Annotated in this window: 22 protein-coding genes; 1 reads left to right on the plus strand and 21 read right to left on the minus strand. The window is 27.2% G+C overall.

Annotation, left to right across the window (positions count from 1 at the left end; translation table 11 throughout):
- The first annotated feature begins 32 nt into the window (after positions 1-32).
- Entirely contained in the window at positions 33-1,820 is a 1,788-nt protein-coding gene (locus QOR43_RS00655) for a putative Ig domain-containing protein (RefSeq protein WP_265133583.1), read from the plus strand.
- Here QOR43_RS00655 and rodA read toward each other — a convergent pair whose 3' ends face one another.
- From rodA to QOR43_RS00760, 21 genes are all read right to left on the minus strand, one after another.
- Entirely contained in the window at positions 1,821-2,918 is a 1,098-nt protein-coding gene (gene rodA / locus QOR43_RS00660) for a rod shape-determining protein RodA (RefSeq protein WP_265133584.1), read from the minus strand. It lies immediately after the preceding gene.
- Positions 2,915-4,708, minus strand: a complete 1,794-nt coding sequence (gene mrdA, locus QOR43_RS00665) for a penicillin-binding protein 2 (protein ID WP_265133585.1) — start codon at positions 4,706-4,708, stop codon at positions 2,915-2,917. Before mrdA ends, rodA begins: the two co-directional genes overlap by 4 nt.
- Before the next feature lie 468 nt (positions 4,709-5,176).
- Entirely contained in the window at positions 5,177-5,446 is a 270-nt protein-coding gene (fliQ, locus tag QOR43_RS00670; protein ID WP_265133587.1) for a flagellar biosynthesis protein FliQ, read from the minus strand.
- A gap of 14 nt (positions 5,447-5,460) precedes the next feature.
- Positions 5,461-6,177 (minus strand): flagellar type III secretion system pore protein FliP, encoded by a 717-nt coding sequence (gene fliP / locus QOR43_RS00675; protein WP_265133588.1) that lies wholly within the window; start codon positions 6,175-6,177, stop codon positions 5,461-5,463.
- A complete protein-coding gene (locus tag QOR43_RS00680) occupies positions 6,167-6,430 on the minus strand; it encodes a hypothetical protein (RefSeq protein WP_265133589.1) in 264 nt (87 codons plus the stop codon). The genes fliP and QOR43_RS00680 overlap by 11 nt, the downstream gene beginning before the upstream one ends.
- Positions 6,427-6,702: a FliM/FliN family flagellar motor switch protein gene (locus tag QOR43_RS00685; RefSeq protein WP_283571396.1), complete on the minus strand. Its 276-nt coding sequence runs from the start codon at positions 6,700-6,702 to the stop codon at positions 6,427-6,429. Before QOR43_RS00685 ends, QOR43_RS00680 begins: the two co-directional genes overlap by 4 nt.
- A gap of 6 nt (positions 6,703-6,708) precedes the next feature.
- Positions 6,709-7,212, minus strand: a complete 504-nt coding sequence (locus tag QOR43_RS00690) for a flagellar basal body-associated FliL family protein (RefSeq protein ID WP_265133591.1) — start codon at positions 7,210-7,212, stop codon at positions 6,709-6,711.
- A 20-nt stretch (positions 7,213-7,232) separates the two neighbouring features.
- Positions 7,233-9,092: a flagellar hook protein FlgE gene (locus tag QOR43_RS00695; protein WP_265133592.1), complete on the minus strand. Its 1,860-nt coding sequence runs from the start codon at positions 9,090-9,092 to the stop codon at positions 7,233-7,235.
- Between the two features lie 5 nt (positions 9,093-9,097).
- Positions 9,098-9,757, minus strand: coding sequence for a flagellar hook assembly protein FlgD (locus tag QOR43_RS00700; protein WP_265133593.1), 660 nt, complete (start codon positions 9,755-9,757; stop codon positions 9,098-9,100).
- A gap of 36 nt (positions 9,758-9,793) precedes the next feature.
- Positions 9,794-11,095, minus strand: a complete 1,302-nt coding sequence (locus QOR43_RS00705) for a FliI/YscN family ATPase (RefSeq protein WP_265133594.1) — start codon at positions 11,093-11,095, stop codon at positions 9,794-9,796.
- Entirely contained in the window at positions 11,055-11,732 is a 678-nt protein-coding gene (locus QOR43_RS00710) for a V-type ATP synthase subunit I domain-containing protein (RefSeq protein WP_265133595.1), read from the minus strand. Before QOR43_RS00710 ends, QOR43_RS00705 begins: the two co-directional genes overlap by 41 nt.
- A 1-nt stretch (position 11,733) precedes the next feature.
- Entirely contained in the window at positions 11,734-13,359 is a 1,626-nt protein-coding gene (gene fliF, locus QOR43_RS00715) for a flagellar basal-body MS-ring/collar protein FliF (RefSeq protein WP_265133596.1), read from the minus strand.
- Between the two features lie 16 nt (positions 13,360-13,375).
- On the minus strand, positions 13,376-13,672 hold the full coding sequence (gene fliE / locus QOR43_RS00720) for a flagellar hook-basal body complex protein FliE (protein WP_265133597.1): 297 nt from the start codon (positions 13,670-13,672) through the stop codon (positions 13,376-13,378).
- Positions 13,673-13,686: 14 nt separating this feature from the next.
- A complete protein-coding gene (flgC, locus tag QOR43_RS00725) occupies positions 13,687-14,085 on the minus strand; it encodes a flagellar basal body rod protein FlgC (protein WP_265133598.1) in 399 nt (132 codons plus the stop codon).
- A gap of 14 nt (positions 14,086-14,099) precedes the next feature.
- Positions 14,100-14,468: a flagellar basal body rod protein FlgB gene (gene flgB / locus QOR43_RS00730; protein WP_265133600.1), complete on the minus strand. Its 369-nt coding sequence runs from the start codon at positions 14,466-14,468 to the stop codon at positions 14,100-14,102.
- Positions 14,468-16,321 carry a tetratricopeptide repeat protein gene (locus QOR43_RS00735; RefSeq protein ID WP_283571397.1) on the minus strand — a complete coding sequence of 618 codons (1,854 nt, stop codon included), beginning with the start codon at positions 16,319-16,321 and terminating at the stop codon, positions 14,468-14,470. Before QOR43_RS00735 ends, flgB begins: the two co-directional genes overlap by 1 nt.
- A 31-nt stretch (positions 16,322-16,352) precedes the next feature.
- A complete protein-coding gene (locus QOR43_RS00740; protein WP_265133603.1) occupies positions 16,353-17,780 on the minus strand; it encodes a hypothetical protein in 1,428 nt (475 codons plus the stop codon).
- The gene (locus QOR43_RS00745; RefSeq protein ID WP_265133604.1) at positions 17,771-18,028 is read right to left on the minus strand and encodes a hypothetical protein; all 258 of its coding nucleotides are present in this window, start codon (positions 18,026-18,028) and stop codon (positions 17,771-17,773) included. Before QOR43_RS00745 ends, QOR43_RS00740 begins: the two co-directional genes overlap by 10 nt.
- Complete coding sequence (locus tag QOR43_RS00750; protein WP_265133605.1) at positions 18,029-18,388, minus strand: hypothetical protein; 360 nt, start codon at positions 18,386-18,388, stop codon at positions 18,029-18,031.
- A complete protein-coding gene (locus QOR43_RS00755) occupies positions 18,339-19,097 on the minus strand; it encodes a hypothetical protein (protein ID WP_265133606.1) in 759 nt (252 codons plus the stop codon). Before QOR43_RS00755 ends, QOR43_RS00750 begins: the two co-directional genes overlap by 50 nt.
- Positions 19,094-20,686 carry a tetratricopeptide repeat protein gene (locus QOR43_RS00760; protein ID WP_265133607.1) on the minus strand — a complete coding sequence of 531 codons (1,593 nt, stop codon included), beginning with the start codon at positions 20,684-20,686 and terminating at the stop codon, positions 19,094-19,096. The genes QOR43_RS00755 and QOR43_RS00760 overlap by 4 nt, the downstream gene beginning before the upstream one ends.
- Between the last annotated feature and the right edge of the window lie 36 nt (positions 20,687-20,722).

Below are 20,722 nucleotides of genomic sequence, written 5' to 3' on the forward strand. Positions count from 1 at the left end.
AAGCCGGCTTTTTTATTTTTAAAGGAAAAACGATGAAACGGGAATATCCATTTTCAAAAGCATTTACCCTTATAGAGATGGCTATTGTTCTTGTTATTATAGGGATGCTTTTGGTAATGGGTATTTCTCTTTTTGGTGTGTTAACAAAAAGGGCTAAAAATGAAGAAACTAAAGATAATATAAAATCTGCGGTAGAAACCATCATCGGATATACAGCATACAAGGAAAAACTTCCACTTTCTCAAACAGATTCCAGCTGTCCTACAAGTAGCGATTGTTTTCAAAAAGTAGTAAACATTAAAGATGCTTACGGTAAGGATTTTCTTTATATTGTTCCATCTAATCCTGATAATCCTGATTTAACACAAAATAAAATATGTGACCAAAATATAACCAATTTAACAGTTAGAAAATGTAATGATATAAATTGCAACAACTACGATGATATACAAAATATTGCTTTTGTTATTGTATCCGGCGGAGAAAATCATAATATTCAAACAAATAAAGATAATAGTGGTGTAGTAAAGATATATGTTCCCGGAACGCCGAATATAGATGATTATCCAACAGATATAAACAGACTAGAAGATTATGATGATATAGCAAGTTGGGTAACTTTAAATGAGCTAAAGGTAAAAATAGGCTGTGTTTATCAAAGGGAAAGCGGGAAGGGACCTCTTAGAATAATCACGGATTATATTCCTACCGGAAAGCAGGGAGAAAGCTATAATGCAATAATCACTGCAGATGGTGGAGAGCCATTTAATTCCGGTGGAAAATATAAATGGATTAGTAGCGGATTAGCAACAGGTTTATCTCCTAATCCTACAAATGGCAACCAAAGTGATTATTTAACAATTTCAGGAACTCCTTCTTGTCCGGGAAATTATAATGTAGCAGTTTCAGTTACTGATTCTAAAAATACATCTGTTTCAAAAAATTTTGCATTAACAATTTATCCTAATTATACATTATCACCGATGAATGGATATACATGGACTGCTGTAAAAGGTCAAAATTTTAATGCAAATATTCAAGTGAAAGCTTCCGGTTTAAGTAATAGCTTTACCTCATCATGTAATCCTAATTCTTGCAATGGATTATCCTGCTTGGCAAATAATGATATTATAACAATAAGTGGTACACCTAATGTAGCAGGTACATGTGATTTTGGTGTAACATTTATAGATGACACATGTAGTAGCTATACAATAAATGCTAATTATTCAGTAGTAATTTCAGAATCGGTTGCCGGAGGCGGTGGAGGTAGTGGAGGCGGTAGTGGTGGAGGTGGTGGCAATCTAAATCCACCAAGTTGTAGTCTAACTGCTTCACAAAATATTATAAATAGTGGTAATTTTGCTAATATTACTGCCAATATATCAAATGGACCTGCAAATGGGAGTTTTAATCCACAGACAGGTACATGCACATCGTTTAACAATGTATCCAATTCTTGGAACTGTAATACAGCTAATCTAACTTCTAATACTAATCTAAACTTGACAGTAACTAATGCTGTAGGAAGTGGAACCTGTAATATAAAAATTTGTGTAATAAAATATAATCAATATCGAATTTTCAACAATACGGGTGCAAGAATAGATTATAAAATAGGTAATGGTAATTGTAATAGAGTAAATAATAATAGATCAGTAAATATTTCTTCAGGTCAAACTGTATATTTCTATTCATCAAATAATAGAAGCTGTCAAAACCAAATTGGATATGTAGATTTTTCATGGGCTGTATGCACTGATGATGATGGCGATAGACAAATTAATTTTAATAGTGATGGCACCACATCTGATAGATAATTAAAAATGTAGTTTTTCCTTTTTATAAATCCTGATTATACTTAAAACCGTTCCTATTAAAATTGAAAAAGTTAAAAGTGAGCTACCACCATAGCTTACAAAAGGAAGAGGTATTCCAACAACCGGAGCTAATCCGGTATTCATAGCTATATTTATAAAACTTTGCATTAATATAAGAGAAGCCGTTCCATAACAGAAAAATTTAGCAGTTTTATCTTTAACCAAATATCCAAAATAAAAAATTCTAAGCCCAAGGATAAGATAAATTAAAACTAAAATAGAAGAAATAACAAATCCCCATTCTTCACCTATGGTTGCAAATATAAAATCTGTATGTTGCTCCGGTAAAAAATAATATTTTGATTGGGTTCCTTCTAAAAATCCTTTACCGAATAATTGTCCTGAGCCAACAGCTATTTTGGATTGGATAATATGATAAGCACTGCCAAGTGGGTCACTTTCAGGATTTAAGAAAGCTTTAATTCTATCTTTTTGATAATCGGCAAGATGAAACCAGACAAATGGTGAAAGAATGATAATAGATAATATTCCAACGATAATAATCCATCTATTTATTCCGGCTAAAAATAAAATAAACAAAACTGGAAAAGCAACAGATAAAGCAGTTCCCAAATCCGGTTGAGATTTTATTAAAATAAAAGGTATGGCTAAAAGTATCAATATTATAAATATATCTTTCAATTTTATGGGTAATTCTTTATTTCCTAAGTATTCCGACACAAGAGCAATCATTATAAATTTAAAAAATTCGGAAGGTTGCAAAACCATAAATCCAATATTAATCCATCTTTTAGCACCAAGTATAGTAACACCAAATAATTTAACTGCGATAAGTAATAGCAAACCAATAACATAAAAAACAATTGAGAAATGGATAAATTTTCTATAATCTAAAAATGAGATAGATAACATAATAAAGATAGAAAGAAAGACATAAAAAAGCTGTTTTAAATAAAGATTTTTATATTCATGAAAAGATGCACTATATATATTTAAAACTCCCCAAAACATTAAAATCAAAACTAATCCAAGTATTATATAATCAATATTTTTCAAACTACTTTTTATATCTATCATTCTTCAAACATTCCTTGTATTTTCATTAATTTTAAAATATCTTTTGCTACCGGTGCAGCTACTTTACCACCACTTTCTCCATGCTCTATAAATACAACCATAGCAATTTTAGGATTATCATACGGAGCAAAATCTATAAACCATGCATGGTCTCTAAGTTCCCATTTTGCATGTTTTTTATGTCTTTCAAGATATCTATAAACCTGTGCTGTTCCGGTTTTTCCGGCATTAACTACACCTGCCTCTCTACAAACTTGGGCAGTTCCATATCCACCATAAACAACAAGATACATTCCATATCTAACAGCATCTAATGCATCTTTTTTAATTTTAATCTTTCTTATAAGCTCTGGCTGTATATGTATTATTTTTTGTTGTTTTGTATCAAAATATCCTTTTAAAAGATTTGGTTTATAAACATATCCACCATTTGCTATTACTGCCGGTATCTTTACTGCATCAAATGGAGTCATATTTAAAAAACCCTGTCCTATACTTAGGTTTACAGTATCTCCATGATACCATCCTTGTTTTAATCGTTTTCTTTTCCATTCTCTATTTGGTATAACCGAAACTTTTTGTTCTATATCCGGATTTAATTTTTCACCCAATCCGAATAATTTAGCATATTTATATATATTATCAACACCGAGTTTTAAACCAACTTGATAAAAAAATGTATCACAAGACATTTCAAGAGCCTGAGCCAAATTAATATATCCACAACCCCTTGGATCCCAGTTCCTGTATGTATAACTGCCTATAGAAAACTCTGCACCACTTGATATTCTCGTGTCAGAGGTTATAACATTTTCATTTATCGCTGCTATACCTACCAAAGGCTTAAAAATAGAACCGGGAGGATAAAGTCCATTCAAAGCTTTATTAAAAAGAGGCTTATATTTATCTTCATGTAAAGCTTTCCATTCTTCCTGTGTATATCCATCATTAAATTTTTGTAAATCATAAGTAGGATAACTTAAAATTGTTAATATATCAAAATTAGATGGATTTAATATTACTACTGCTGCCGACTCTTTATTGTGCATCTTAATAACATCATAAGCTATTTTTTGCATTCTTATATCTACCGTTAGGTAAATATCATTACCTTTTTCCGGCTCTATTTCCCATAGCACTTCTTTTTGTCTTCCAAATGCATCAACCAAAACAGCTTTTATTCCGGCTTTACCACGAAGATATTTATCATATATCTTTTCAACACCGGTTTTTCCTACAAGCATATCCGGTGATAATCTTTTATCCTCTTCTAAATCTTTTTTAGTAGGATAACCAACATAACCTATAATATGAGATAAATAATTTGCATACTCTGTATATTTTCTTCTTGGAACTACATCTATATAGAATCCTTTAAATAAATAAGAGTAGTTATAAAATTTTTGAATCTGTTCTTCTGTAAGCATCTTTTTTATAACCACTTTTTGATAAATATTTTTTTCTATAATCTCTTTTGTTTTTTCATCTAAATCAATACCTAAAATTTCTTTTAATCTTATACTAAGCCGGTTAATATCCTCATTTTGTTTTACAATATATGGAAAAGCAACTAAATTAAATGTAGGTACATCATAAGCAAGGAGAACTCCATTTCTATCAAAAATTCTCCCTCTTGGTGGGTTTATTACAAATATCTTTATATAATTTCTATCTGACAACTCTTTAAAATACTCACCTTTATAAATCTGTAAATATGCAAGCCTGCCAATAATTACAATACTAAATATTATAAAAAATGCTAAAACAATAACTAATCTAACCCTTTCCAATTTCTCCTAAACCTTTGTTAAAAATATAAAAAGCATAAAAAACCAATAAATTAAGCAGAATATATAAAATATGCTCTGTAAATGGAAACTCAAATAGTGATGTTCTAAAAAATATAAATATATCCTTTGCTACAATTTCTATAATAAAGCAAACCAAAGCAACTAAGGATTTTAAATATATATTCTTAAACAAAAATTTATTCTTTATAGAAAGAATGAATAATATTATAAGAGTTTTTGAGAAAAAGTTAAAAAAATTTATGTTCGGAAGCATCATATCTTGGAGAATGGAAAAAATAAATGAAAATATTAATGCTTTTTTCAAATCTTGTTGGTAAATCCAGAAAAATAAAGCAATAATATATACAGTTATAAAATCCGGTATTATAAAGGTTATATCTCTCAAAATAAAAGAAGATTGTATAAAAAGCAAAAATAAACCAAAAATAAAAATTTTATATTCTTTTTTCATTGAATTAAGCTAAGAATTATGGTGAGAGTTTCTTTGGTATAATCAACAAGTTTTGTAAACATCCATGAACCAAGAATAATCAATCCTATAACGGTAGCTACAATCTTAGGAATAAATGTAAGTGTCATCTCATTTATCTGGGTAGCTGCTTGAAAAATACTTATAATTAACCCTACTATGAATGTTATCAATATTACCGGCCCACCTACAAATAAAGTTGTCATAAACATCTGGCTCATCAGATTAATAGCCGTATCTATATTCATTTGATTTTTACCTCTTATTGATATTTATAGCTTTCTATCAATGCTTTAGCAAGAAGTTCCCATCCGTCAGCTAATATAAAAAGTATCAATTTGAAAGGTAAAGAGATTATCATAGGTGGTATCATCATCATACCCATAGACATTAATATACTTGCAATTATAAAATCTATTACTAAAAAAGGTAGATAGATGATAAATACTATCTCAAATGCAGTTTTTATTTCACTTATCATAAATGCCGGTATTAAAGTTGTCATTGATATATCATTTACAGAAACAGGTTTTTCTTTTGCTATATCTAAAAATAATTTTAAATCTTCTTTTCTGGTATTTCTAATCATAAATTCTTTTATCGGCTCTTTTGCTCTTTCTATTGCCTGAACATCTGTTATCTCTTTTCTCAGATAAGGTTGAATACTTGTATCATTTATTTTTTCAAAAACCGGTTTCATTATAAAGAATGTTAAAAACAAAGAAAGGGCTATAATGACCTGATTTGGTGGTGCTGTAGGTGTTCCTATAGCCTGTCTGAGCAAAGATAAGACAATTACTATTCTTGTAAAAGATGTTAAAGTTAGCAATATAGAAGGAGCAATGCTTAAAACTGTTATAAGGAGCAATATTTTTAAAGCTGTATCTAATCTATTAAAAGCCGATAAAGTATCTGAAAGAGCATCAGCATAAGCAAAAAATGGTAAAAATAATAAGATAAAAATTATCTTAATCTTCATTTTCGTTAATCTCTTTTAATATTTTAAATCCGGATTCATCAAAAGCAATAAAAAATTTTGATTTTTCAAATTTTACCAAAATAAAGCCTTTATTTTTTGTTATAAATTTTATTTCTTCTATTTTGATATTATCAGAACTTTGTTGCAAAAAATTTCTACCATATCTATTTAAGAAAAAATATAAACCATATATTAATGCTACAACTATTCCAAGAGAGATTAAAAGCTTTATAATATAAAAAAAATCTATCATCCTGCCAAAGATATAATCCTTACTCCATATTTTTCATTTATTACTACAATTTCACCTTGTGCAAAAGGTTCTTTATTTAGATAAATATCTACTAAACTTTCTGTTGGTTTTTTTAAATCAATTATATCTCCTTCTTTTAAATTATAAATATATTTAAACAATTTAGTTATTTTTCCAATTTCTACTGTAATATTAAGATTTACATCTGCTAAAAATCTTAAATCTATATCAAAATTTTCATTATCTGTCATAATAACCTTACCTTTTAACATGCTCTTCTAAGATGTTTGTATTACAAACTCTGTGAAATAAACATTTTTCACACCACCAATTGGTAATATGGCATTTACTCTTCTTATTATATCTTCTTTTAACTTTTCTACACCCTCAGGAGATTTAAGTTCTGTAGATGTTTTGGTAAAAAGTAAAGTATTTATTGTATCTTTTATTTGTGGCATTCTTTGTGTAGCTTCTTCTTTTACTTTATCATCCTGAACTTCAAGAACTATAGTAACTTTAATATATCTATCTGCATCTTTGTCTGCTAAATTTACAATATAAGTGCCTGCTTCTACTTCTACACCTTTTTCTTCTACTGATTTTATCTCTTTTGTAATTTTTTCTGATGGAGATTTTTCCTCTTCTTTATGGAAAAATTTTGTATATACAAAAAATCCAACTATAGCTGCTATAAGTAAAGCAATAACTATAATCAAAAGTAATTTTAATTTACTACCTTTTTTCTCTTCCTGACCTTCCTGTATCTCTTTTTCTTCAGCCACTACCTTCTCCTTATTTTTTATTATCTTTTAATATTCATAGCTTCTTGAAGTACTTGGTCAGATGTTGTTATAACTCTTGCATTTGCTTGATATGCCCTTTGGGCTACTATAAGATTTATAAATTCTCTACTTATATCTACATTAGACATCTCAAGCATTCCACTTCTTATTTTGTTTAAAACTCCTCCCGGAGCCACTATAGGTGTAGGTGTTTGTTGATTAGGTAAATAGAGGAATGTCCCTTTTCTAACAAGCATTTCTGTATCTTTAAATACTGCTGTAGCAAGTCTTGCTATATTTTTTGTAGTTCCATTAGAATAAGATCCTTTTATAACTCCGTCTTCTGAGATAAATACAGATAATAAATCACCTTTTGAATATCCGTCTTGATTGCCAGTAAATAAGAAATCTGATGCTAATTGTCTGAGATTTTGTAAATTTAAACTAAATTGAATTGGATTAGCACCTGTATTTAATCCGACTGAGTTAGGGTTATTTGCAGAGATTGGCAAAATGGAAATTTGATCCGGTTGGATAGTATTTGTAGATATAGTAGTAAAGTATATTTTATAAGCAACTTGTATATTTTCAGAACTTGAAGTCCCTGCAGACTGATTTATAGTTATTTTTCCAGTAGTATAATTAATACTTCCTACTATTTGATTGTTATTTTTTAAATCAATTATATTACCGGCTCCGTCATCTATCCAATTTACAGTTGTACCATTATATTGTGAAATTGATACAGAACCAGGAAGTATTGGTGTATTAACAAGTGTATACTCTCCGGTATCTCCACTTTCGTAAACTTTTGTTCTATAAGCAACTTGTATATTTTCAGAACTTGAAGTTCCTGCAGATTGATTTATAGTTATTTTCCCAGTATTATAATCAATAGTTCCAATTGAATTGTTAGTAATTAAATCAATTATATTACCATTTCCATCATCAATCCAATTTACAGTTGTACCATTATAATTTGAAATTAATACAGAACCTGGAATTACTGGATAATAGGGAAGTTGATACTCTCCAGCATCCCCACTATCCTCATTTAAAGTTGTTCCATGACAATTATCTAAACAGTTCATATCCTTACCATATCCCTTTATAGAACTTATTTGCCCAGTTCCATTAAATTCTAATAACAAAGCGTCATAAGTGTTAGTATCACCTGGAACTGTAAATTGAATTGGTTCATCATCTAAGAGTCCGAAAACTCTCCATTGATTTCCACCTGTACGGACGAAATAAAACTGTGCTTTATGAGGATTTCCAAGAGAATCATAAACAGTCATAGTATTGACATAGTTAAATGTAGTTGAGTCTGCAGGGTTAAAAGTGGCTGTTATAATATTTGACCTTGAGTCTAAATTAGATGGTGAGTCAACAGATATTTTTGTTGTTGTCTTAGGTGGTTGTGAATATGGAATATTTATACTTCCTATAGCTCCTACCATATTACCATTATCATCAAGTGTCCAACCTTGCAATTTTAATCCAAGAGTATTAACTAAATCTCCATCTGCATTTAATCTAAATTGTCCATTTCTTGTGTAATATATTGTACCATTATTATCTGCAACCATAAAAAAGCCCTGTCCTTCTAATGCAAGGTCAGTTGGCACATTTGTTTGTGAAAAATTTCCTTGTGTGAATATTTTCTGTGTATTTGCAACGATTGCACCACCGCCTATTTCCATATTCTTAGGAACATTATTACTAAATGTTGTTAAACTACTTGTTATCATATCTTCAAAAGAAGCCCTTTCATATTTATAACCAATTGTATTTACATTAGCAATATTATCGGAAATTACTGATAGCCAATATTGGTCTGCATTAAGTCCCGTATTACCTGTCCACATCGCCTGAATCATGGTTTTTAACCTCCTATTTCCATTATTTTATCTAAGGATATGAAATTGTTATTAAATCCTATCATAATAGTATTATTTTGTTTTGAAATTTTTTCTACAACTGCTGATGATAATAAATTTGCATTTATATTATTTCCATTGCTATCTTTTGCTGTTATCTTAACTGTATAATATCCATCAGGAAGTGAGCTATTTTGTAAAGTATAATTTATATTTGTCTGATTACCTATATTTGTCAATTCTTTACTATCTACCAAATTTCCATTTTGGTCTAAAATATTTATAGATATAGAAGAAGCCGGAGAGTCTAAATTAATCTGAATATCCGATTTTCCATTTTGAAAATATGTTTGATTACCTTCATACATAATTTTTTTACCTATTAGATTTGCTGCTGATAAAAGAGAGTTTCCACCATTAGATAAGCTATCAAGAGCTTTTGAAAATTTATCCATTAATTCTATTTCTCTTAATTTAATAGTATTATTAATTGTATCTGTAATATCTTTTGCATCTAAGGGATTTTGCCATTGTAAATCTGCAAGTAAGACTTTCAGAAAATCTGAATTGCTCATTTGAGCGTTGTCATAATTTGCATCTACAACAGTAGGTTTTGGAGTTGTATTATATATAGAAGATGCATACTCATATCTATTATCTATCATGATTTTCCCCTCATATTTTTAAATTCAAAAATAATTTTAAACCTTTTTCGTCAATAAAGCAAGTTTTTTTACATCCTCTAAACTCTTTTTAAAATCTATTTTTTCATCTATTCCTTGTTTTATAAATTCTTCTATATATGGAGCTAGTTCAATAGCCAAATCTATCTCTTTTGAGTTTCCTTCTTTGTACAATCCGAGATTTATCATATCTTCTGCTTCTTTATATTTTGAATAAAGATATATTATTTTTGATGCATAATCTATATATTCTTGAGAAAGTAATTGGGGCATTAATCTGCTTATGCTTTTTAATATATCTATTGCCGGATATATTCTTTTATTAGCTTGCTCTCTTGATAATACTATATGACCATCTAAGAAAGATACTGCTGCATCTGCTACCGGATCTAAAGATATATCATCTCCTTCTATTAAAACGGTAAATATTCCGGTAATGCTTCCTTTACCTTCAAAAACTCCTGATGCTTCAGTAATCTTAGGTAGCAATGTAAAAACAGATGGTGTATAGCCTTTTGATGTTGGGGGTTCTCCGGCAGATAATCCTATCTCCCTTTGAGCCATTGCTATCCTGGTAAGAGAATCTACTAAAAATAAAACATCTTTACCTCTATTGGAAAAATATTTCGCAATAGCTATAGCAGAATATATAGCTCTTAATTTGGTAAGGGCGGGCATATCAGATGTTGCAGTTATAACAACAGATTTTTTCAGCCCTTCTTCTGACAAATTATCTTCTATAAACTCCCTAACTTCTCTTCCCCTTTCACCTATTAATGCAATTACATTTACATCTGCATTAGAAAATCTTGCAATCATACCAAGCAATGTGCTTTTGCCAACACCTGCACCGGCTAATATACCTATTTTTTGTCCTTTTCCTATGGTAAATAAAGCATTTATAGCCCTTATGCCTGTATCAAATACATCTTTAATCCTTCCTCTTTTTAATGGGTTTATATAATCATTTTTAAGATAGTAATAATTAGAATATACTATTTTTTCTTTATTTAATGGATTTCCAAATGGGTCTAATACTGTTCCAAGAAGCTCTTCCCCTACACCTACAGTTGCAGATTTATAAAGTTTTTTCAAAAAACTTCCTATTTTTATATCAGATAAATCTTGATAACTCATAAGTATTGCTTTGTTATTTTTAAAGCCTATAACTTCTGCAATAGCACCATTTGGTGTTATAAACATATCAGATATTGCAGTTTCTATAGGTAAAACAGCTTCTATTATATTTCCTTTTATAGATAATATTCTTCCTTCAATATTAATCTTCGGTAATTTTTTTAATCTCTCTTTCAATCTCATCTTTTATCACTTCCAATTTATCTTTTGCTAAACTTTCTATTTTAAAATCAGAAAAATCTATAATAAAATCAAAATCCTGTAAATTTTCATCTATTACAACTTTTTCAAAATAATTTTCTAAAATTTTTAATCCTTTTCCTACTTTTAACTGATAATTTATATTTTCAAAACTTCTTATATATTCCTGTATATCATGCTTGATTTTTTCTATATCTGTATCTTTTAGATATAAAAACTGAAATATCTCATTTATACTATCCACTATTGTTTGATTGATTTTATCTATCTTTTCCTTGTATTCCATTTTTAATTTTTCTTCAAAATTTTTTACAAATTGATTGATTTGTTCAATCTCTTGTTTTTCCCTTTCTCTTTCTTCTGATATTAATTGATTTAATTTCTCTTCATATTGTTTTTTTAGCTCATTTTCTGCTTTTTTATATCCTTCTTCAAATGCTGTTTTATATATATTTTCTTTTTCTTGATTAAATTGATTTACCAATTCTTTAATCTGATTTTCATATTTTTGGATAAGAGATTTTATTTGATTTTCAAAATCTTTTTCTTTATCTTTTTCTTCTTCTTTTTTTTCTTCTTTGTATAAAAGAAATGAAAAATCTTCTATATCAAGTTTCATTTTATTTTTTACCTCTTTCTGTTGCCGGTTTTGGTTCTTCTTTTAGCCATTTAGATATTAAATTTGCTATTAGTTGTGGATTTTCTTTTGCAACTTCTATTAATTTAATATAGTTAGGCTCTGTTTCAAAAGATACTATTTCTTTTTCTTCTTTTCTTAGAGTTTCAAGCTGTTCTTCTAAAAGTTGTTGTTGTGCTAATATTGTTGTTGGTTGTTCTTTTTTCTTTTTAGCTCTAAGTAAGAATATAATTAAACCAATTAAAACTAAGAATAATAATCCTACGCCAGCTAATAAAAACCATAATGTTTTTGATGTTTCTTCTTTTACAATGGCAGGTTTTTCTGCTTCAAAAGGAACTGATATTACTGTTACTTGGTCTCCTCTGTTTTGGTCAAATCCTATTGCACTTTTTATAAGATTTTCGTAAGATTGTAATTCTTGCTGAGTTCTTGGTTCAAATTGTAAAGTTATATTTCCATTCTGGTCTTTTACTTCTTTATATCTTCCATCTATCATTACTCCAACACTAATTTTCTTTATATTAAAAATAGGCTTTTTTGATTCTATTACAGATTTTGATACATCATAATTTGTTGTTATATCACTTTTTTCCTTTTGTTTTGTTCCTCCTGAAAATACCGGCACATTCATAACAGGCGGAACATTTGTAGGTGTCCCGGGTGGTGCATTTATAGTTTGTGGATTTTCTGTTTCTGACTCTTTTATCTTTCTTTCACTTACAACTGCTACTTTATCCGGATCGTATATTTCATCTTTTTGAGCCATTTTTCCGGTTTCAAGCTCTACAGATGCTTTGACTACTACTCTTTCCGGTCCTACTGCTTTTGCAAGCATAGATTGGATATCTTTTTCTATCTGTTTTTCTAATTTTCTTTTAATATCTGCTATACTGTTTCCGGATTCTATATCTTTATTTTCATCTATTAAATCAGAAAGAACTCTTCCTCTATTGTCTACAACGGTTACATTTTCAGGTGTGAGTTTTGGAACAGCATGAGATACGAGAAAAACTATTGCTTTAACTTGCTCTTTTGTTAAATCTTTATCCGGATATAATTTTATAATCACAGATGCTTTTGGTTGGTCTTCTTCTCTTACAAAGATTGAATCCTTAGGCATTGCTATATTTACTTTTGCATCCATTACTGCATCTATTTGTTTGATTGTTCTAACAAGTTCTCCTTCTATGGCTCTGATATAATTTACATTTTCCTGAAATTGGGTTGTTCCCATTTTTGGTTCTTCAAATATCTCAAAACCAACAACTTTTCCTGATGGCAATCCTTTTGCTGCAAGTTTTAATCTTGTGTCATAAACTTTATCTTTTGGGACTAATATAATTGTTCCATTTCCCTCTAATTTGTAAGGAATATTTTCTTGCGATAATACTGTTAAAACATTTCCTGCATCATCCGGTGATAAATTGGAATATAATACGGCATAATCTTTATTTTTTATAAAATTTGATGCAACTATAAATAAAATAACTGCCAAAAATAAACCACCAAGTCCAATTAAAAGATATTTAACTTTCTGCTTATCTTGAAAAAAAGCTTTTATTTTTTCTATATAATTCTGTTTTTCTATCTGTTCCTCTCCATTCACTTCTTAAATATCTCCTTTAAACTTGCATTCTCATTATTTCTTGGTAAGCTTCTAATGCTTTATTTCTTATTTCTGTAATTAATCTAAATGATATATCTGCTTTTTCTATCAGATACATTACTTGCTGAATATCATTTGTTTCACCCATAGCTAATGCTTTTTCTGCATCTTTTGCAGTAATTAAATCATTATTTACATCTGCTATAAACTCTTTCAAAATATCGGAAAAATTTTTCTTTGATGTTTTTATACTTTCTTCATTATCTATTTTTAAAGGTAATCCATTAATACCGGATATATTTTTTATTTCCATCGTTACCTCCTTGTTTATACTTTAATCATTTCTATTGTTTTTAGTATCATGCTTTTATGGGTATTAAATGCAGTAAGGTTGGCTTCGTAAGTTCTCATTGCAGACATCATATCTACCATTTCTCTAATCGGGTCAACATTTGACATCCTGACATAACCATTTTGGTCTGCATCCGGATTTGTAGGGTCATATTTCATTTTAAAAGGTGAATTATCTGTAAGTATATCTTTTACTTTTACTTTTGCTGTTTTTGTTTCATTATTTAAAATAGCTTCAAATAAAGGAACTTTTCTTCTGTAAGGCTCTCCATTTTCTTTTGAATTTATATTTGCAAGATTTGAAGCAGATAAATCCATTCTAACCCTTTGGGCTTGCATTCCTGTAACTGATATTTCTAATCCTTCAAAAATCATGACTTTTCCCTCCTTTATTTACCACTGATTGCATATTTTAATTTTGCCATCTCTTTTTTCATCATCTCTACAATTGCCTGATGCATGATACTACTTTCTGCAAGTTTTGCCATTTCTTCTTCTATATTTACTTTATTTAAATCATATCCATTTATATATCCTGTTTCATAACTTTCTATTTTTATATCTTCTTCCGGATTTGGATTTATATGTTTCGGGTCGGTTAATTTCATATTAATTTTATCTTTTAAAACTTTTTCAAATTTTAAATCCATAGGTTTGTAAAAAGGTGTATCTGCATTAGCTATATTACTTTGTATAGTTTTTGTTCTTTGAAAGAAAAAAGAAGCCATCTTATTTAGAAGGTTAATATCTTCAAACATTATTTCTTCACCTCCTTGATTATCTTTTCATTTTCATATACTTTTTTTGCAAATTCTGAAAAATCATCTTTACATTTTACTATATTATTATAACTGATTTCTGCATTAGATAGATTATTTAATCTTACATAACTTATTAAAGATATTGCATTTATATAACAGTAATCTTTTTCTTCAATTTCTTTATTTTTTATAATCAGCTCAGTTATTTTTATCACTTTATTATACTCATCTTTAAGCATCAGTTTATCAATCAGCTGATTTAAAATTTCCTTGGAGAATGGATTTTCATTATATTCCATAGCCAAATCTCTCATCCATGGAATAATTGTTTCATAAGCTTTTAAAGGCTGATTTTTTATTAGATATTCATAAGCCAAGATAGATGCTGTATCTTTATTTTCTTTACAAGAATTTTTGATATTTTGAAATAATCCTTTATAATCCTGCTTAGAAAGTAATTTTATTTTGAATAATAAAAGATAATAATCACAATCTTTATTAGAAATAGTTTGTAATATCTCTTCTGCTTTTTTGAAATCTTTTTTGTTTATTAATAAATTAACTAATTTAATTTTATCTTGGTCTTGATTATATTTTTGGACAAGATATTTGATTAACTCTATCTGGATATTTATATCTTTACAGTTATTTAAGATATGTTCTAAAACATCTTTTTCAAAAAGCTCATTAAAAAAATTTGGATTTGCATTATATAATTTACAAAGATTATCCGTCTTTACTTTTAAAAGATATGGTTTCCATAAATTATTTATATACTCTCTTTGCTCAAAATTAAATCCGGAAGGAGAAAATAAGGATATTTCCCAAGATAACCTATCTATCAAATATGGTGTTGGATTTTCAAATATTAAAGCTCCAAAATTAGCAAGGGCATATCTACCTATATTATTAGTCCTGTTTGATATCAATGTTTTTACAGTAAAGGATATAATGTCATCAATGCCGGCTTTTTCTGCATATTCTCTTGATAAAGATATTATTTTAAGCTTTGCTATTGTCGCCTCATCGCTATCCGGATATTTTATTATTATATAATAATAATTATCAAAAGCTAATTTTTTATTCTTTTCAATAACTTCTATATCTGCAAGTCTAAGTATTGCCTTCCTTATAATCTCATCATCTTTTACAGTAGATACAATTTTTCTAAAAATATTTTTAGCAAATTCATAATTTTTTAACCTATAAGCTGTTTCTCCTACAAGATAATAATAATAAGGATTTTCTATAAAATAAGATTCAAATTTTCTGTAATTTTCAGAAAAATATTTAAAAGCTTCTTCATAATCTCCCTTTTGAAAAGCAATCATTCCATTAAGTATATCCTGTTCTTTACGAATTTCTGGATTTGAAGAAGCAATATAAATAAGATTTTTAGATATTTCATCCATTTTACCATTTAAAGCTGAAACTCTTAGCAATCCAATTAATGATTTATTATATTCTTCTTCATTTTTAGCCTCAAAAGAAGCTATTTTATATAAAGGCTGGGCTCTTTCAAAAAATCCAAGTGCTTCATAAATAGAAGCTTTAGTATAATAAAAATCCCAATCTCTTTTTCCACCGGCTCCAACATAATAATTAATTGAATAAACAGCTGCCCATAAATATTTTTTTAATCCGGTTTTCTTCCCTATTTGTAAATATGTCTTGGAAAGCATAAATAAAGCATCTTTATAATATGGAGAATTTGTGTTGGTAGTCAGTTTTGAGAAAACATCTACAGCTGTATAGTAATCTCCATTTTTATAATCTTCTATACCTTCTTTTAATAATTTTAAATCTTCATTTTCCGGTTTATTAACAGCATAAGATGTTAAAAAAAGCAAAAAAAAAGATATTATAAAAACAAAAAGATTTTTATATCGCAATGCTAATTTTTCTCTCATCTTTTTCTACAAAATTTTGTTTATAAGAATTTATTACTGTTTTTTTATCTTTATCTTTTATGACTATATTGAACCTATCAAAACCATTTTCTATTAAAATATTTCTAATTTGGTTAGATAAAGCATCAGAAATAGCGATATCATTTAAACCTATATAAAGATTTACAACTTGATTTTTCAATGAAGCATTTATATTTATATTTTCCATTTCAAATTTTACTAAATAATTATTGTTGTTATTATTTTCTAAATCAGTATGATTTTGCTGATTTTGATTGTTTGAATTATACGAACTACTGTCAGAAATATTATTAATATTTTGATAATTGTAAAGGTAAGAGTTTGTTCCAATATTATCAATACTACTACTATTATTTGAACTATCTGAATTTAAAGCCATAAAATTTCTTGACCCATCATTATATTCTAATTTATCAGAAAAATAAGATTTAAAAATTAAACCATTTTCGATTATTTTATTTTTATCATTTATATTTTGCTTTATTTCTGTTTCCTTATATGCTTCACTAACATTAATATTATGAGTTATTAATTTTTGGTTTTGATTACTATTAAAAATATGGTTAATATTTTTATTTTCATTTTGTTTTAAATTTTTGATTTTTCCTATATTATCTGTTATATTTTCTAAATTATTAAGATTTCCTTCCTTAAAGTTTGATACAAAACTTGATAAATTATTATTAGCATTAACTTTTGATAATTTTATATCTTTCTTTAAGCTATCAGGTATATTTTGAAAATTAATTTTATCATTTTCCGGTAGAGATTTTAATATCTGTCCATTTTTAATATCAAGACTTTGATTTTCTATATTTTGTAGCGTTTTCTCAACGAAATATAAATCTGTTTTATTAGCTGATTTTACATCTTTTAAACTTTTGATATCTATATTATGAAAACTCTCATTTTCCTGTAAAGATTTTAATGTTTGCTTATTTTTAACGTTTAGATTTTGACTTCCCTCTAAACTATTATTAGAATTAGCTTTTGATAATTTAATATCTTTCTTTAAGATATCGGGTGTATTTTGAAAATTAATTTTATCGTTTTCTGTATTTTGCTTTAATAAATATTTTGATTTTTTTTCAGGTTTTTCTGAAGATATAGAGACATTTTCTAATTTTTGTTTTTTAATGTTTGAATTTAATTGAAGTTTATTATCTAAAACTATCATATTTTGTAAATTAAATAAATTATTTATAGTGTTAGCATCTGAAATAATATTAGAGTTTTTTCGCTCTTTTTTAGATTTATCTTTTAAATCAAATTGCTTAAATATTTCATCAAAAATAGACAAAGCAGAAGATTTATTTTTATTTTTTTTGGAATTACCTATCTTATTAAGAAGCTGAATTTTTGCTTCAATTATTTCCATGATTTATGATATCTTCTTTTATGTTTCTTATATTCTCTATAAATAAGATACATATTTTTGTCATTATAGTCAATCTGTTTTATATCTAATTTTTTGCTATATTTTCTATCATACTTTTGATACTTAGATTTATGATTTTTCTTTTCTACTTTTTCTGTTTGTTTATTGATTTTAAGAAAAGGATTACCACCATCCGAAGCAAAACTAAATGAAAATAATATCAGCAATATTAATACAAAAAATCTCATCTATTTAGCCTCCACTATAATTCTTAAACCATTACAACTTTTTCCTATATAGAATTCTTTATATTCTAAATTATAATGTAAAAAAGATAATGTAGCAAGCAGAATATAAATACTGTCTATTTTAGCTAATACGGTGTAATCTTTTGAATATATAGAGATTTGGTTTTTATTATGGTTAATATAAATATCATTTTGTAAATTTAAAAAATTTATTATCTCTTTTATATTATTTTCTATTTCCTCTATTTTATATGTGCATATTATTTTATTATTTTTGGGTGTTTCAAAACTTTTTATTAATAAAAATGAACTAATTACCAATAAAAATATTGGTAGAATATATAACCTTATTATTTTCATACTGTCCCCCGTATTTTTTTACAAATTCTTCTGCATCTTTCTTATTTTCAAATTGTATAATAAATTGTAATTTATCATTTATTAACTCAACCTTTTCTACCAAACCTTTATCTTTTATTAATTTTGATACATCTTTTAGAATTATAGCTAAATTTGGTAATTTATTTTCGGATTTAATATAAATCAGCTTAGTATCATTTTTTTGCTGAGGAAAAAATATTTTTTTTATTGTAAAAATTAAAAGAGAGAAAGAAAAGATAATAAAAGAAATTTTTAATAATAAATTTCTATCTTTTTTTAAAGCCCATTTAAGATATAAAGAAGATGGCAAAGATTTGTTTTGAGATAGTTTTATAGCAATCTGCTGAATATCCTGATAATCCGGCTCTATATTTTGAGATTTTTCTATATAAATATTTTCTGCATCCCTAATTATGATATAAAACTCATCATCTTTTTTGTAAAAATATTTGCCTTCTGAAAATAAAGCCGGAAAGAAAATAAATAAAGAACCGTCTATATAATCATCAGACAAAACTATAAAATAAAAAATAGTATCTTTTTGCTTAAAATAACAATAATAAAAATCTTTATTTTTAGCACCAAGTTCTGTATAGGCTATTCCTTCTAAATATTCTAATAATCTATCTTCATCTATCTTTATCTTTCCGGCATAAAATTTTTCTTTAAAAATTATCCGTTTTTTCATCTATAAATAGATTCAAATAATTTATCTGCAAGTTCAGGGGATATAGTTTTTAAAGTTTTATAATAGCTCAATGCTTTATCTGCATTCCCTTTGTATGCATAAGCTAAACCAAGAAGATAGATGCTTTCTGCATTGTTTGGTTCAAAAGTTAATACTTTTTCTAAATATGTAATTGCTTCATCTATTTTTCCAACTTCGTATAATTTTTTACCAAGTAATAAATTAGCTTCTTTTAAACTTGGATTATAAGATAATGCTTCTTTTAGGAAAGATATAGCTTGGTTATCATCAGTGGTTATAACAGCAAGATTATAATATGCAACCGATATATTTTGTTTTATTTTATTTTCTAAATCTTTATCTTCTACAGGTAATGCTTTTTTATAATTATTTATAGCATTTTCATAATCTTCTATATAAAAATAGCTATTTGCTAAGTTATAATAAGCATATTTATTATTTGGATTAAGTTTTATAGCTTTTTGATAGTTTTGTATAGCTTTAGTAAAATATTCCCTATTTTTGTAGATTTTTCCAAGTTCAAAATAAGTATTAGCAAGATTGTAATATGCTTTTTCTAAATCAGGGTCTCTTTTTATTGCTTCATTAAAGAATTTTATAGCATTTTCATAATCTTTTAAATTAAAATAGAGCACACCAAGATTGTTATAGCTTTCTGCATAATCCGGATCTAATTTGATAGCTTTTAAAAGATTTTCTTTTGCTTTATCTATTTTTCCTTCTTTAAGATATAAAATTCCAAGCTCATTATATATTTTCACATCTTTTGGCTGTTTTTTCTCCAAGACTTCAATATTTTCAGAAGTTGCTAACGTTATATTTTCTGCATTTCCTTGAATATTTGATATTTTCTTTGCAGCTATTTTCTTTTCAGGGTTTTCTAAAGCAACTTTTTTATTATCTTTTGTTCCCTTAACTTCAGATTTATTTTTTTCTAAGGATGCAAGTAATTTTTCTGCCTCTTTGGTTATATGTTTGTTTTTAGATTTTTTCAATTCTGTAAGTAGATTTATAGCATTTTGTCTATATCTTTCATTTGGATTTTTTTCATCTAAATGGATATAGCTTTCTGCTAAAACCAAAAGTTTATCTTCAGAAAGATTTTTTCTATTTTCTAATAATTTAACAATTGCCTGATAATTTTTGTTTTCTTTGTAATATGTAAATAACTCTTCAAAAGCATCTTTAAATTCCGGATCGGTTTCTAAGGTTTTATTTAGATAATCTTCATATTTTGCAAAATCTTTTTTCTTTTTGGAAATAGATGCTAATGCATAATAAGTTAATGCTCTTATATCTTTATCTTCTGCATCTACTTTTAATAACTTGTCAAAATATTCTTCTGCTTTGTCATATTCTCCCATTTTGTAATAAATAAATCCTATGTTTGATAAAGCCAAAGGATTATTAGGGTCTTTTTCTAATACTTTTTGGAAATCTGAAGCAGCCTGTTTTAAATTACCTATTTGATAATTTCTTAAACCGGATTTTATATATTGGTCTACTTCTGAAGCAAAAGCAAAATTTACAGCTAACATTGTAGAGAATATTAATTTTTTTGTATCCATTTTTTCCTCCATCAATCTGTTGAAATTTTTAAATTA

The organism is Venenivibrio stagnispumantis (assembly GCF_900182795.1).
GTDB classification, from domain to species: Bacteria; Aquificota; Aquificia; order Aquificales; family Hydrogenothermaceae; genus Venenivibrio; species Venenivibrio stagnispumantis.

What these genes read in the sequence shown, in the direction of transcription:
- QOR43_RS00655 (WP_265133583.1), top strand. Translation starts at nt 33, where the DNA reads ATGAAACGGGAATATCCATTTTCAAAAGCATTTACCCTTATAGAGATG.
- rodA (WP_265133584.1), bottom strand. Translation starts at nt 2,918, where the DNA reads ATGATAGATATAAAAAGTAGTTTGAAAAATATTGATTATATAATACTT.
- fliQ (WP_265133587.1), bottom strand. Translation starts at nt 5,446, where the DNA reads ATGAATATAGATACGGCTATTAATCTGATGAGCCAGATGTTTATGACA.
- fliP (WP_265133588.1), bottom strand. Translation starts at nt 6,177, where the DNA reads ATGAAGATTAAGATAATTTTTATCTTATTATTTTTACCATTTTTTGCT.
- QOR43_RS00680 (WP_265133589.1), bottom strand. Translation starts at nt 6,430, where the DNA reads ATGATAGATTTTTTTTATATTATAAAGCTTTTAATCTCTCTTGGAATA.
- QOR43_RS00685 (WP_283571396.1), bottom strand. Translation starts at nt 6,702, where the DNA reads ATGTTAAAAGGTAAGGTTATTATGACAGATAATGAAAATTTTGATATA.
- QOR43_RS00695 (WP_265133592.1), bottom strand. Translation starts at nt 9,092, where the DNA reads ATGATTCAGGCGATGTGGACAGGTAATACGGGACTTAATGCAGACCAA.
- QOR43_RS00700 (WP_265133593.1), bottom strand. Translation starts at nt 9,757, where the DNA reads ATGATAGATAATAGATATGAGTATGCATCTTCTATATATAATACAACT.
- QOR43_RS00705 (WP_265133594.1), bottom strand. Translation starts at nt 11,095, where the DNA reads ATGAGATTGAAAGAGAGATTAAAAAAATTACCGAAGATTAATATTGAA.
- QOR43_RS00710 (WP_265133595.1), bottom strand. Translation starts at nt 11,732, where the DNA reads ATGAAACTTGATATAGAAGATTTTTCATTTCTTTTATACAAAGAAGAA.
- fliE (WP_265133597.1), bottom strand. Translation starts at nt 13,672, where the DNA reads ATGGAAATAAAAAATATATCCGGTATTAATGGATTACCTTTAAAAATA.
- flgC (WP_265133598.1), bottom strand. Translation starts at nt 14,085, where the DNA reads ATGATTTTTGAAGGATTAGAAATATCAGTTACAGGAATGCAAGCCCAA.
- flgB (WP_265133600.1), bottom strand. Translation starts at nt 14,468, where the DNA reads ATGTTTGAAGATATTAACCTTCTAAATAAGATGGCTTCTTTTTTCTTT.
- QOR43_RS00740 (WP_265133603.1), bottom strand. Translation starts at nt 17,780, where the DNA reads ATGGAAATAATTGAAGCAAAAATTCAGCTTCTTAATAAGATAGGTAAT.
- QOR43_RS00745 (WP_265133604.1), bottom strand. Translation starts at nt 18,028, where the DNA reads ATGAGATTTTTTGTATTAATATTGCTGATATTATTTTCATTTAGTTTT.
- QOR43_RS00750 (WP_265133605.1), bottom strand. Translation starts at nt 18,388, where the DNA reads ATGAAAATAATAAGGTTATATATTCTACCAATATTTTTATTGGTAATT.
- QOR43_RS00755 (WP_265133606.1), bottom strand. Translation starts at nt 19,097, where the DNA reads ATGAAAAAACGGATAATTTTTAAAGAAAAATTTTATGCCGGAAAGATA.
- QOR43_RS00760 (WP_265133607.1), bottom strand. Translation starts at nt 20,686, where the DNA reads ATGGATACAAAAAAATTAATATTCTCTACAATGTTAGCTGTAAATTTT.